This is a genomic window from Thalassospira sp. MCCC 1A02898 (assembly GCF_001618185.1).
GTDB lineage: Bacteria > Pseudomonadota > Alphaproteobacteria > Rhodospirillales > Thalassospiraceae > Thalassospira > Thalassospira tepidiphila.
The window spans coordinates 208,888-221,903 of the sequence record NZ_LPXK01000008.1; the positions used below are offsets into that span (position 1 = coordinate 208,888).

Genomic DNA, 13,016 nt, shown 5'->3' on the forward strand with positions numbered 1-13,016 from the left:
TTGTCGTCGGTCCGTCAGCCCGATTTGCCGTAGCGCAACCCATCAATCATCAGATCCAACATGCGATAGGTATGTTGCATGCCTTCATGATGGTCGGGATCGTCGCCCGCATTGCCGCCTGGTTTGCCCCCTGATGTGCTTCCGGCACTGGCAAGGTTGCCAATCGCGCGCAGCAGATCATAGGCATCAATATCGGATCGGGCTTCGCCCGCCTTGGCCGCGGCAGAAAGCAGGTTTTGCAGGGCCGGTTCGAAGTTGCTGCGGAAGTAATCGGGCAGAGCATCAAAGGCCGGATCGCCGGAATGAAGTGCCGATGCCAATCCCTTTTTCGTGACGATGAACCGGCAATAGCGCCTGAGCCAGCGCGACAGGGCCTCGCCCGGCGGGAGGTCCTTTGCGAGCGTTTTGGCATCGGCGGCACAGGCATCAACTTCGCGCTTGAACACGGCAACGACCAGATCGCTTCGTTTGGGAAAACGGCGATAGAGCGTGCCGACCCCAACCCCGGCCGTTTTGGCAATTTCACGCACCGGCGCATCAACGCCCGAGGTGGCAAAAACCGTCTTGGCGGCTTCAAGCACCGCGTCTTCGTTGCGGGCGGCATCGGCACGGATGCGTTTTTTTGTGCCGGTGTTTTCTTCCTGCATTGCCTTGTTTTTCCACAATAAGCCAGCGCAATCGCACGCGGACGGAGTCCGGGTGTTGAAATTCAGACTTGATAAACGGAACATTGTTCCGTATTTGAATCGGCAACAGGAACGTCGTTCCGTTTGTTGGTTTATAGGCGAAGTCGACGGTTTCGCCAAGCAAAACAAGGATGCTTTTCATGAACAATCTGATCACCAGTGCCCGCCATATTCCGGTTCGGGATGCGGTGCCGACCCTTTCGATCTGTCCGGTAACTTTGCCGGTTGCTGATCGGCCACAGCCGATTGAAATGCGGATTACCCTGCCTGCGGTGAGCGATCATTTTCCGATCATCCTGCTGTCGCACGGGCATGGGCCATCGCTTTATATTCCGTCGATGAATGGCTATGGCCCGCTGGCACAGTTTTATGCAGAGCAGGGCTTTGCCGTGATCCAGCCGACCCACGGCAATTCGAAAGTTGCCGGGTTTGGACCGGATGCACCGGGCGCACCGTTTTTCTGGCGGTCGCGGGTCGACGACTTCAAGCATATCATTGACCATTTATCCGACATCGAAGCCATCCACCCGATCCTTGACGGGCGACTTGACCATGACCGGATTGCGGCAGTCGGGCATTCGCTTGGCGGGCAGACGGTGGGAATGTTACTTGGCGCGCGGTTGACCGATACCGCCGATCCGGACGCGCAGGACGTCAACCTTCTGGAGCCGCGCATCAAGGTCGGTGTGTTGCTGGCAGCACCCGGCAATGGCGGGGAGAGCCTCAGCGAGCATGCGCGCGCGAACTATACCGCGCTTAATCCCGATTTTTCCCATATGACGACACGCACCCTTGTGGTGGCGGGGGATGAAGACGATAACCCGCACCTGACCACACGCGGGGCGGCATGGCACACCGACCCGTTCCATTGCAGCCCGGGCGGTGATTATTTGCTGACCCTTAAAGGCGGTAAGCACGGGCTGGGCGGTATTGCAGGCTACGATGCCAAGGAAACCGATGATGAAGATCCCGATCGCCTTGCCGTGACGCAGCGGATGAGTTCGGCCTATCTGCGCAGCGCATTTGATGACAGCGACCCGGCATGGGCCAAGGCGTGCGATGCGCTGGCAATCCATGGTGCGGAACTGGCGCATGTGACGGGCAAGTAAATTTCGATGTGCTTTGTGGGCCATGGTTTCGGCGACGTCAGCAGTGGGGTGCGGTGCAGATTGCAGTTGCCCGCAATCGGGCGTAACGTGAAGACCGTCCTGAACAACGTCCCTGAACATCATGGCCGAAAGCGAACTTGAAAAAATGCAGGCCGGTGACTGGTATTCCTGCCTTGATCCGGAACTCACCGTGATGCGCCATCGCGCCCTTGAGGCGTGCCATGAGCACAGCGTGCTTTATCCGGCGGAGCGCGGCAATATCGGGCCGAAACTGCGCGCACTGTTTGCCGCTTGCGCGGATGATGTGCGGATCGAGGCGCGGTTTCATTGTGCCTATGGGGTGAATATCAACTTGGCCGCCGACGTGTTTTTGAATGTCGGCTGCGTGATCCTGGATACAGCATCTGTGAAGATCGGGCGGCATTCGATGCTGGGCCCGAATGTGCAGATTTACTGTGCCGACCATCATCGTGATCCGGAGCTTCGCAAGCAGCACTTGGAAATCGCCCGGCCGGTGACGATTGGCGACAATGTCTGGATCGGCGGCGGGGCGATTATTCTGCCGGGAATCAGCATCGGGGATGACGCGATCATTGGCGCTGGTGCGGTAGTAACGCGCGATGTTGCGGCGGGTGCGACGGTTGTTGGCAATCCGGCACGCCCTCTTCAAGGTGCCTCGTAAAGGTCTCTTACTTTTTCGTGTTCCATTATAATATCAGCAACCAGAGTGTGACCAAGAAGGTTGGGGTGAGCCGTGCCGTTCATTTGGTTGATTGCACCTGCCTGCGTGAGGTATGAGTCATTAGCCGTCCGAATTGCTCTTCCGGCTGCTTCGTACTTGTAGGCTTGCCAGTCTGATGGTGCCCATTCGGGAGCGTGGCTTGGTAGCCCTTTGTTGCTTCCCATCCACCAGCCGTGGCCAAGGAAAGCGTTTCTGAGCCCAAGAATGACGTTGACGTTGTTTAGGGTAGCAATAGCATTTCTCAGGTCATCAACCTGTGCGAGCAACCCTTTTGCTTCCACTTCTAGTAAGTTGAACTCCCATTCCTTCCCAAGGTTAAATGGGATTTGCGTCTTGAGCGCATTCCACTGACTGTCGACATTGTATCCCTGCCTGTCGCCGTAAACAGGTTCTGTCTTGATGTCATCTTGAGCTTTGCTGGCGCTCTCAGCTGTGCTGTCGGAGGAAGCTGTTTCTTGGTTTGGGAGTACATTAGCGCGAAAAGGATCTGGATACTGTGTCAGGTAAATCTGATCATTCGACACACCCAGATAGCGTTGAATGGCCTTAAACGTGACAGTGTATTTTGTTTTGATGTGTGTTGGTTCGCAAACTTTGTTGCATCGGTCACAGTAATCTTTGTCATTCTGGCTGCCGCAACATTTGCCGATTAGACTACCTGCATCGTACCCCATTTCTTTGAAGCGTCTTTTGCAATGGTTCTCAACGTTTTCTGTTCCTTGATATACCTGATTCTGGTATTTTACAGCAGGGCATATGTCTGGAAATGTTAGTCGAGCACCCAAGTATTCTAGCTTGTGTCTAACTGGCACAATGAAGAATTGGATCATATTTTTAAAACCGATATCGTTCCCTCCGATAGAAAGAAGAACCATGTCTGGTTTTCTGGGCATAAACGCGTCTGGGCAGTTTGCAATGCCAGATCTTGGTGACATTTGATTGGTCGCGCGTCGTTGTTTTCTTAACTTACGATCAAGTTTGTCATATGGCCTTAGCTCTGTGTCATTAATTCGCAGCAGTTTTTCATCGCCGTCTTCGGAAAGTTCCTCAATATCTGCTGGGCGGAAGCCGAGCGTTTGGAGATTACAGAGTTCCCGTATTGCAGCGTTGAGTTGTGAGTATTTGCTATATGCTTCGCTGTGTTCCGGCGCGAATTGGGGCGTGAGTAGTCCGTCAAACATCTCGGCGCCAGCGCAGGCATAATGAAGAAAAGACACGAAAGTCGTTTTTGATCTGGAGGCAATACCCAACGCTGTAAGGCTCTGCTGAGAGAAAAAGCTTCGATGGCAACGTTCATCAAGCCATCGCGCACGACCGTTTTTCTCCAAGTTTTTCAGGTTGGTTAACCAAGAAGTTGTCTGCCTCTTTGGCTTGAACCCCTTTTTCCAAACCGCTGGAACGTCCGGGTTTCCCTCTCCAGAACCGTATGAGTCACCAAAACCGACAATAACCAAGTGAGTTGGTTTCAAGTAGAGTGGCTCCGAGTCTGTCAAGAGCTCCTTCCCATTGATTTCGACAGCAACCTTGGTCCCCTTTAAAGGTATGTCAAAATACTGAGGTTTATCGCAAGGGGCGGGCCGGGTTGGTTGCTGGTTTCCGATTTTCCAAACGCATTCATCGGTGCTTGGGTAATGGATGGAAATGTTTACAGTTGTCTCAGGTGATTGTTCTTCTCTGATGAACTTCAAGAGAGTGGCATCATGTTCCTATTGGGTCTCGTCCCAGTGAGTTTTTTGATCGCGTAGAAGGGCATGTGCATATGGAGATGTAAATTTGGAACCTTGTTCATCCCACTGTCTTTCGTACCACTGTACCCAGTTTTCGTCGTCCTTGAGTTTGTAACTCTTGAACGCTTTTGTTGGATCAGACGTCAGTTCAAATGGTGAGAACCGATTCGTGATTTCCCAGATAACCTCGTCTCTTGGCTGTGCCGCGGTTGCAACAGTACTGTACAACATCAAGAAAACACACGCCGACAAAACACGACAAAATTTGGAATTCGTTCGGTTTACCATCTTTCTTAAACATCGCACCTGAATATGAAGTAAGTCTGATAAATTAAATATGATATAATGTAATTTAAAAATCAACCAATGGTTGATTTCTGGCGCATTGCTTTGAAGTCGCTGCACTTAGAGCATTTCGAGATGCATAAAAAGAGGCAACCGGCCAGGGGTGGACGCGGTTGCCTTGAGTTGGGACAAACCTTTGCAGGGTGTCACAGGGTAAGCGTTAAGTTTGGTGCTTTCGGGTCAGGCAACGTCATCCGTTGCCGGGTGGCGTTTGCGGCCCGTGATCATGGCGCGGACCAGATTTTCGTGATGGCGGATGCTGGCGAGCAACACGCCGCCGACATGCAGCAACACCAAAAACAGCAGGCCGTTTGCCAGCGCCTCGTGGGTTTCTTCAACCCATTCAGAACCCCAGAACATGGTGGTGGTGTACATCCAGCCCGTCAGAGCGCAACCGGCGATGGCGAGCATCAGGGCCACGATCATCGCCGCGCCGGCCGGATTATGGCCGAGATAACGGGGTTCGGTTCCGCGCAGGATATCGCCAAGATATTGAAGCGTTGCCCGGGGGCTTTTGATGAATTGGGTGAAGCGGGCATATCTTGTGCCGATCAGGCCCCAGATCAGGCGCAGCGCAATCAGGGCACCTGCGGCGTAACCCGCCCAATGATGCAGGCTGTCCCACTCATCGGCCGTGATCCAGGCGATGACGAAACTTGCCGCCAAGCCCCAGTGGAACAGGCGGACAAACGGGTCCCATACTTTGACAGACATGTTGCGTGCTCCTGACTGTTGAATGCGGTTTTAGGTGTTTCAGAGAGGCGGCTTTGACCGAGGACACCCGTGCAGGCAGGCTCGGGGCCGGGGACAGACTTTCGGTCAAAGCCGCACTCACCCGAGGGAGGCGCGATTAAAATCAGTCGTCTTCCTTGACGAGCTCAAAGGTCGCCGGGTTGAAATAGGCTTCAACCTTCTTGCCATCAGCCTTGACGGCGTAAACTTCGTAGCAGCCTTCATCTTCCTTGATCTTGCGGACGTCCCAGCCCTCGGCGGTCAGTTTTTCCTTGAGCGCATCCATGCTCTGCCATTCGGATTTCGGCACGTTGCAATAATCATCGCTGGCCTGTGCGACATTCGCAGTCAGGCCGAGGGTGGCAGTGGCAAGAAGCGTTGTGGCAAACAGGCCAAAGGCGGCTTTCTTCAAAACAGTGTTTTTCATGGCTCGGTTCCTTCATAAGATAGGGGATATGTCATGATCGGTGCGGAGTATGGCGTGCTTCCCTGACAACAACCTGAACCCGATATTTTTCGCCGTTCAGCACATTGTCAGGAAACGTCCTTAACCAAGGCCGATTGTGCAAAGGTTTGCGATGAGGTTGGGGTGCGTATTCTTCTGGTCGAAGATGAATTGATGCTGGCAGACGCGGTGCGCGATCATTTGCTGGCAAGCGGCGAGGCGGTTGATCACAGCGCAAGTGTGGTCGATGCCGAAATCATGCTGCGCGGGACCAACTATGATGTGTTGCTGCTTGACCTTAACCTGCCCGATGGCAAGGGGCTTGATCTGCTGCGGGGACTTCGTCGCCAAGGATCGGCCACACCATGCATTATCCTGACCGCACAGGATCAGATTTCGGATCGGATCGCGGGGCTTAATGCCGGGGCGGATGATTATCTGGTCAAGCCGTTTGATCTGAATGAGCTCTCGGCGCGTTTGGCCGCCGTATCGCGGCGCTATAGCGGCAATCCCAATCCGTTTGTCGAGCTGGAGGGCGGGGTCGAGGTGGATCTTGCCGGGCGGTCGGTTTTGCGCGATGGCGAACATATCGATCTGACATCGCGCGAATGGGCGCTGTTTGATCAGATGGTCAAACGGCCGGGCCAGACATTATCGAAACGCCAGCTTGAAGAAGCGCTTTATGAATTTGGGGCCGAGATCGAAAGCAACACGGTCGAGGTTTATGTCAGCCGTTTGCGCCGCAAGCTTGGCAAAGACGTCATCAAAACCGTGCGCGGTGTCGGCTATCGGGTTGAGGGATAATGAAGATCAGGGCGCAAAACAGTCTTCAGTTCATTCTGACCAAACGCCTGACGGTGATCGTTGCGGTGTTTTGGGTGATCGGGGCACTGTTTGCGGCCTATACCGCCCGCCATGAAATGGAGGAGGGGGCGGATACCGCCCTTATCGAGACGTCACGGCGGACCTCGACCCTTATCATCGATTATCTTGAAAACCATCAGGGCGCGGGCGGGATTGTTGTCCTGCCCGAACCGGGCTTTGACGTTGTTCATGATGATGACGACGACAGCAATCATGACGATCATGATGGTGATTTCGACGATTTCGATGACTTCATGCAATATCAACTGCGTGATGCAAAGGGTGACGTGCTGCTGCGGTCGCAAAATGCGCCGGAAACGCCGTTTGATACGCCGCTTGAACCCGGTTTCAGCGATGGTGATGAAGTGCGCGTCTATACCAGTGTGACCGGCAATGGTGATCTGTTCATGCAGGTGGCCGAACCGACCGAGCATCGCAATGAAGCGATCATTGAAACCATGGTGTCGCAGTTCACGCCGCTGATTTTCCTGATCCCGGTGACGATCCTTGCGGTGGTTTATAGCGTGACCCACGCGCTTGCCCCGGTGCGCCATGTCCGCAACGAGATCGAAACGCGCGGCGAAGGCAACCTGACCCCGATTGCGCAGGACGATCCGATCGAAGAAATCAGCACCATTGTCACGGCGGTCAACCGGTTGATGGCAAAGCTTGAGGCGGCACTCAGTGTCGAGCGCAGCTTTACCGCCAACAGTGCGCATGAACTCCGCACGCCGATTGCCGTGGCGCTGGCACAAACGCAAAGGCTTCTGGCGGAACTGCCCGAAGGTCACGCGGCCCGCAAACGGGCGGTCCAGACCGAGGAGGCGCTTAAACGCCTGTCGCGGCTATCAGAAAAGCTTTTGCAGCTGGCACGCGCGGAATCAAGTGGTGGCTTTAGCCCGACCGGGCATAATCAGGATCTTGGACCGACGCTTAATCTGGTGATTGAAGACCTCAAACGGGCCGGGATGGAAGGCGCGCATATCCGCTTTGATACGGAAAATCTGGCGACATTATCGGCCAATATTGACCTCGATGCCTTTGCGATCTGCATGCGCAACCTGATTGAAAATGCCTTGAAATATGGTGGCGATGAAGAACCCGTCGATATCCGCGTGATCGAGGATCACATCGTTCAGGTGTCAAACGGCGGCGCGCCTGTTAGCCCCGCAGAACTCAGCCAACTGACCACCCGGTTCAAACGATCGAGCAACAAGGCCGACGGATCAGGTCTTGGTCTTGCGATTGTCGAGGCGATTGCACGCAACACCAAATCCGAGCTTAAGCTTTATTCCCCACGCCCGGATCATGCGGACGGCTTTATGGCCGAACTTCGTTTGCATCAAAGCTGAGGTAAGACAGGCCTACTTGCCCACCCCGACCTTGATTGCGAGTTTGCGAAGCGGGCCGATGCGGTTAATCGCGGTGAGGCCGGCATAGCGCAGGTCGCGGAGTGTTTTGGGTTCGAACATCGACGCACGGTTGAGCAGATCAATGCCGCCGACCCGCATGACGGTTTTGGGCAGCTGGCGGCGTTCGTAGGATTTCAGAAGCGGGGTTGCCCCGATGTCCTCGCCGTGCAGTTTGGCCTTGGCCATCAGTTCGGCCAGGGTTTCGATGTCATGCAGGCTCATATTAAGCCCCTGTGCGCCAATTGGTGGCACGACGTGGGCGGATTCCGCGATCAAGGCAAGGCGGGCGGCAATCAGGCGCGATGGTACTTGCGAGATCATTGGCCAGACGGCGCGCGGGCTTGCGACGGTCAGTGGGCCAAACAGGTTCATGGTGTCGTGGGTGATCTCGGCCGACAGGGCCTCGTCACTCATGGCATTCAGTTCATTGGCGCGGGCAGCTGGCACCATCCAGACGACGGACGAGCAGGGCTTGCCATCTAGATCGGGCATGGGAACGAGCGTCAGCGGACCACCGGTACGGTGGATTTCGGTCGAAATGTTGTCATGCGGTTTGTTGTGGGTGACGACAAAGACCAGCGCACTTTGATCATAGGCCCAGCGTTTGTGTTTGATCCCCGCCATGTCGCGCAGCGATGAGTTGCGGCCATCAGCGGCAATGACGACCTTGGCGCGGACGGTTTGGCCATTAGACAGGGTTACTTCGCCATAGCGCGAGGTGCCTTTAAACGCGGTCACGGTGGTGGAAAAGCGGAAATCGACATTATCAAGTTCGGCCAGGCGCGCCATCAGGGCGACACGGGCGGCCTTGTTCGAGACATTCCAGCCAAAGAAACCGTTTTTGGTTTCAGCACCGTCAAAGTCGGCAGTTTCGCGCGGGGTGCGCTCGGTGCCACCGGCATCAACAATCCGCATGACGCGCAGTTCGGCCCCGGTCGGCTTGATGGCATCCCAGACGCCAGCCTTTTTAAGGGTTTCGATGCCCGGTTCGAGAAAGGCGGTGGTGCGCAAATCCGTGCCTTCGCCGATATCGACTGGTGCCGGGTCGACAATCACGATCTGATGGCCGTCGGCGGCAAACCGTGCCGCGGCACTCATTCCGGCGATCCCGCCGCCTGCAATCAGAATATCGGTTTCGATCATGACTGTTTATCCCATTCTCTGGCCGGACATAGTGCGCACATCTGTGCGGCCGTGACCGGCAAATCGTTGCGGGCAATGTGCCCTGTTAGGGTACTATACGCAACGATTTTGCCATCCGTTTTGATCCAGATTACGGCAAGGCGATTTTGGTGGGGGACGATAAGGCGGGCGCGGGGATTGCCCCATAAGGAAAATTGGGCCATTTTGGGAGCGCCTTCCGCCGCCACCCCAAAAACAAGGAATAAGATCATGCTCGCCTGGGTATATCTGTTTATTGCGATCAGTCTTGAAGTGATCGGGACGATATCGCTTAAATTCTCGGATGGATTTACCGATTGGCGTTTTACGGTTCTTAGTCTTGGCGTCTATGGCTTGAGCTTCTGGTTTTTGTCGATGACGCTGCGCATCATTCCGGTCGGCACGGCCTATGCGGTGTGGGCCGGGCTTGGCACGGCATCGGTCGCCCTGATTGGTTGGTTGTTCCTGAAGGAACCGATGACCGCGGTTAAGGCGGTGTTGTTGCTGATGATCATTGGCGGGGTGGTTGGCCTCAAGACCATTAGCACAGAAAGTTAATAACGTTAACTTTGGGTCGGAGTTGCAGCAGCACACGCCTTGATGTCCTGTTCGATATCAAGGTGCTTGGGGGGCCAGCCCAGTTCACGCATCGCCTTGGTGCTGCTGAGATGTTGATGATGGCCAAGCCCCTCTGCCCAATTCCCAAGACGGCTCATCGCGGTCTGTGTGCTGATCGTTTCAAACTGGCAGTCTTCAATGGCCAAGTGGCTCGCGATCAGCTTGGCAACGGCGTCGTTTGAAACACCGTTAATCGCAACCCCGATATAGCTTGAGCCGGGTTTGGCATTGTAAAGTGCACGGCAATAAAGATCGGCCAGATCATCGGTGTGGACCATCGGTTGATCAACATGGTCGCCGCCAACAATGGTAATCACCTTGTTGCTTTGGGCGGATGTAATGGCGCGTTCAAACAGGCCGGTATGCCCACGGCGGCCGGTGGCATAGACACATCCCGGATGAATGATGATGCCGTGCAGTTTTTCATCGCCAAGAATGCGGCTTAGCCCGGCAATCATCCAGTCAAATTCGGGTAAAGCGGCAAAGGGCAGTGTTTCATCGCCGATCTGTCCCGGTTCGGTTTGCGGGTAGCTCCAGACGCCGCCGGTATAGAGGAAGCGCACCATGCCTGGCATGCGATGAAGGGCCGGGATCAAGTGATCGAGCAGATTGGCATCAATGCGCGGCATCTGATCGGAAAAATCACAGGCCGTGTGAATGACGGCATCAACATCGGGCAGGTCGTTGACCCAGGCGGCCGGCTTGGTGATATCGCCCCGGATTGGCGTTGCGCCGAGGTCGGCCAGCATTTTGTGGCTGTCGCGTGATCGGGCAAGTGCCACGACATCGTGTTGATGGCGGATCAGGTTTTCAACGATGGCCGATCCGATCAGGCCGGTCCCACCTGTGACAAAGACGCGCATTCTATTTCCCCATATGGATGTGATGCGATCCTTGTCCGACCTCAACCGGGGTTGAGGTCAAGGGGATTTTAGAGCCACATTGGAATGATCGAGGCGATCAGAAGCACGCCAAGCGTGACATTCACCGTGCGCCACTGCCAATCCGATGTCAGTAACAACGACAGGCTTAAGCCCAAAGCGCACCAAAGCGCCATCGACAAAAAACCGGAAAAGGCAAAGGCACTGCCCAGAATAACCGCAAGTTCGGTCGGATCCTGTGCGATGGCAGAAAAGGACGCCGCCGCGCCGATGGTGACAGCCCAGCCTTTCGGGTTCAGCCACAGTAGGCCAAAGGCGCCAAGAAACGGGATGGGTTTGCTGTCTGTCGGGGTGTCCTGATCAAGGTTGCGCGTAATCGTTGAGGTTGGCGGTGGCGGGGCCATGGCGATCTTGACGGCCAGCCACACCAGATAGCTGGTACCGATCAGCTTGGTGATGAGCTCAATCGCCGGAAAGGCGCGCACAAGATTTGCCAGCCCAAGCGCGCCAGCGACTGCGAGTGTCAGCATGCCGATTGAAATACCCATGATGAACGGCACCGAACGGCGAAAGCCGAACTGCGCACCTGATGCAGTGGCAAGCGTCGTTGCCCCGCCGGGCGACAGGGCCGCGGCCAGGGTAAAGGATAAAACGGGCAGCAGTGTTTCGATCATTCTATCGTCCTGTGGTGGCGCGTTGCCCGGGCGGTAGGGACATCAGAAAACAATTCTTTGCATCAGGAAAGCGAATGTTCATTATGGATAGCATTACGTTTGTTAATGCTGTTGGTCAGGTTGTGGCCGGATCGGTGGGGATATCATGCGAAACCTTGATGTGGCGGTGCTGCGCGCCTTTGTGACCGTGGCGGAAACCGGCAGCATGACCGGTGCGGCAGAGGTGCTTAACCTGACGCAAGGGGCGGTCAGCCAGCAGATCAAGCGGCTTGAAACCGCATTCGGGTGCGGGTTGTTTGAACGCGCGCGCAAGGGATTGCGCCTGACCCAGAATGGGGAGCAATTGCTGCGCAAGGCGCAAAGGATGTTGTTGCTTAATGACGAGATCTGGCAGGACATGACCGGGGCGGGCCATGTCGGCAAGCTTACCGTCGGCATTCCTTATGATCTTGTTGGCACGTTTATGCGCACACCACTTCGCAAATTCTGTGATCACTATCCGGGGATCGAGCTTTCGCTGCGGTGTCATAGCTCCCAGGAGCTGCGGAGCATGGTCAATAGTGGCGAAATTGATATTGCCCTGGTTGAGGAGCCGGTCGGGCAAATGACGGGGGACTTCCTGAAAATCGCGCCGCTGGTGTGGGTCGGGGCGAAATCGGGTAAGGCACAGACAAAACGCCCGCTGCCAGTGTCGCTGGTCAGTCGTGAATGTGCGTTTCGACCGGCAGTGATTGATGCGCTGGATCAGGCGGGGATTGCCTGGCGCAGCGTGTATGAAAGCGGCAATATCGAAGCAACGGCGGCAACGGTGCGATCGGATTTGTCGATCACGGCGTTTCTGGTCGGCACGATCCCCGATGATCTTGAAACACTGGGCCGCGATGATGCATTGCCGGAATTACCAAAATTCGCAATCAGCCTGATGGAAAAGGCCGGCGCACATAACGAAGTGCGCGATGTGTTTGCCAAAATGGTGCGCACCCATTTCCATCAGTTGTAATCGCGCAAAAGAAAACACCGACCAGCGATGCTGATCGGTGTTGCATTCAGGCGGCTGATTGAAAGATCAGGCGATTTCGAAAATGCCATCAATTTCAACCGCAACACCCAGCGGCAGGGCGGCAACGCCAACAGCGGAGCGCGCATGTTTGCCAGCATCGCCAAAGATTTCGACCATGGTGTCAGACGCGCCATTGACGACTTTGGGCTGATCGGTGAAGTCGGGGGCGGAATTAACAAACGCGTTCAGTTTGACAACGCGGGTGACCTTATCAAGATCGCCGATGGCGGCTTTGAGCTGCGCAACAAGGTTAAGCGCGCAAAGACGGGCGGCCTTCTGACCGGTTTCGACGTCATAGTCGGCGCCGAGTTTGCCGATAAATTTCAACTCGCCATTTTCCATGGTGATCTGACCGGAAATATGAACCAGATTGCCCGAGATGACATAGGGCACATAGTTCGCAACCGGTGCGGTCGCAGTCGGCAGCGTGATGCCGAGATCGGCAAGATGAGCGTCGATTTTACCAGCCATGATGATCCATCCTTTTGCTTGGCAGATGTTCAAATTTGCCCCCAACTTATCGGGGTTGCGGGGCAAACAAAACAGTTTCTTTGTATCGA

At 55.3% G+C, this 13,016-nt stretch carries 14 protein-coding genes; 6 read left to right on the forward strand and 8 right to left on the reverse strand.

What is annotated here, in order from left to right; all coding sequences use genetic code 11:
• Nucleotides 1-14 precede the first annotated feature (14 nt).
• Nucleotides 15-647, reverse strand: a complete 633-nt coding sequence (locus AUQ41_RS06450; protein ID WP_063087228.1) for a TetR/AcrR family transcriptional regulator — start codon at nucleotides 645-647, stop codon at nucleotides 15-17.
• A 179-nt stretch (nucleotides 648-826) separates the two neighbouring features.
• On the opposite strand from AUQ41_RS06450, the gene AUQ41_RS06455 reads away from it, so the two are divergent.
• Nucleotides 827-1,795: an alpha/beta fold hydrolase gene (locus AUQ41_RS06455; RefSeq protein ID WP_063087229.1), complete on the forward strand. Its 969-nt coding sequence runs from the start codon at nucleotides 827-829 to the stop codon at nucleotides 1,793-1,795.
• 121 nt (nucleotides 1,796-1,916) lie between these two features.
• Nucleotides 1,917-2,477 (forward strand): sugar O-acetyltransferase, encoded by a 561-nt coding sequence (locus AUQ41_RS06460; RefSeq protein ID WP_063087230.1) that lies wholly within the window; start codon nucleotides 1,917-1,919, stop codon nucleotides 2,475-2,477.
• Here AUQ41_RS06460 and AUQ41_RS06465 read toward each other — a convergent pair.
• The 3 genes from AUQ41_RS06465 to AUQ41_RS06480 form a co-directional block, all read right to left on the reverse strand.
• On the reverse strand, nucleotides 2,462-4,225 hold the full coding sequence (locus AUQ41_RS06465) for a hypothetical protein (RefSeq protein WP_063087231.1): 1,764 nt from the start codon (nucleotides 4,223-4,225) through the stop codon (nucleotides 2,462-2,464). The genes AUQ41_RS06460 and AUQ41_RS06465 overlap by 16 nt on opposite strands.
• 564 nt (nucleotides 4,226-4,789) lie before the next feature.
• A complete protein-coding gene (locus AUQ41_RS06475; RefSeq protein WP_063087233.1) occupies nucleotides 4,790-5,323 on the reverse strand; it encodes a cytochrome b/b6 domain-containing protein in 534 nt (177 codons plus the stop codon).
• A gap of 142 nt (nucleotides 5,324-5,465) precedes the next feature.
• Nucleotides 5,466-5,768: a PepSY domain-containing protein gene (locus AUQ41_RS06480; RefSeq protein ID WP_063087234.1), complete on the reverse strand. Its 303-nt coding sequence runs from the start codon at nucleotides 5,766-5,768 to the stop codon at nucleotides 5,466-5,468.
• A 162-nt stretch (nucleotides 5,769-5,930) separates the two neighbouring features.
• Between AUQ41_RS06480 and AUQ41_RS06485 the strand changes: the two genes are divergently transcribed.
• Together AUQ41_RS06485 and AUQ41_RS06490 are read left to right on the forward strand one after the other, a co-directional pair.
• Nucleotides 5,931-6,590: a response regulator transcription factor gene (locus tag AUQ41_RS06485; RefSeq protein WP_063087235.1), complete on the forward strand. Its 660-nt coding sequence runs from the start codon at nucleotides 5,931-5,933 to the stop codon at nucleotides 6,588-6,590.
• Nucleotides 6,590-8,002 (forward strand): ATP-binding protein, encoded by a 1,413-nt coding sequence (locus AUQ41_RS06490; RefSeq protein WP_063087236.1) that lies wholly within the window; start codon nucleotides 6,590-6,592, stop codon nucleotides 8,000-8,002. The genes AUQ41_RS06485 and AUQ41_RS06490 overlap by 1 nt, the downstream gene beginning before the upstream one ends.
• 12 nt (nucleotides 8,003-8,014) lie before the next feature.
• On the opposite strand, the gene AUQ41_RS06495 is transcribed toward AUQ41_RS06490, so the two are convergent.
• Complete coding sequence (locus AUQ41_RS06495) at nucleotides 8,015-9,205, reverse strand: FAD-dependent oxidoreductase (RefSeq protein ID WP_063087237.1); 1,191 nt, start codon at nucleotides 9,203-9,205, stop codon at nucleotides 8,015-8,017.
• Nucleotides 9,206-9,454: 249 nt separating this feature from the next.
• Here AUQ41_RS06495 and AUQ41_RS06505 point away from each other — a divergent pair, with 249 nt between their 5' ends.
• Nucleotides 9,455-9,781, forward strand: a complete 327-nt coding sequence (locus tag AUQ41_RS06505; RefSeq protein ID WP_062957772.1) for a multidrug efflux SMR transporter — start codon at nucleotides 9,455-9,457, stop codon at nucleotides 9,779-9,781.
• Between the two features lie 5 nt (nucleotides 9,782-9,786).
• On the opposite strand, the gene AUQ41_RS06510 is transcribed toward AUQ41_RS06505, so the two are convergent.
• Both AUQ41_RS06510 and AUQ41_RS06515 read right to left on the reverse strand, forming a co-directional pair.
• Nucleotides 9,787-10,704, reverse strand: a complete 918-nt coding sequence (locus tag AUQ41_RS06510; RefSeq protein WP_063087239.1) for an NAD-dependent epimerase/dehydratase family protein — start codon at nucleotides 10,702-10,704, stop codon at nucleotides 9,787-9,789.
• A gap of 68 nt (nucleotides 10,705-10,772) precedes the next feature.
• Entirely contained in the window at nucleotides 10,773-11,396 is a 624-nt protein-coding gene (locus AUQ41_RS06515; protein WP_063087240.1) for a LysE family translocator, read from the reverse strand.
• A 145-nt stretch (nucleotides 11,397-11,541) separates the two neighbouring features.
• Between AUQ41_RS06515 and AUQ41_RS06520 the strand changes: the two genes are divergently transcribed.
• Complete coding sequence (locus AUQ41_RS06520) at nucleotides 11,542-12,396, forward strand: LysR family transcriptional regulator (protein ID WP_143588708.1); 855 nt, start codon at nucleotides 11,542-11,544, stop codon at nucleotides 12,394-12,396.
• A gap of 66 nt (nucleotides 12,397-12,462) precedes the next feature.
• Here AUQ41_RS06520 and AUQ41_RS06525 read toward each other — a convergent pair whose 3' ends face one another.
• Nucleotides 12,463-12,927: a RidA family protein gene (locus AUQ41_RS06525; RefSeq protein ID WP_063087242.1), complete on the reverse strand. Its 465-nt coding sequence runs from the start codon at nucleotides 12,925-12,927 to the stop codon at nucleotides 12,463-12,465.
• Between the last annotated feature and the right edge of the window lie 89 nt (nucleotides 12,928-13,016).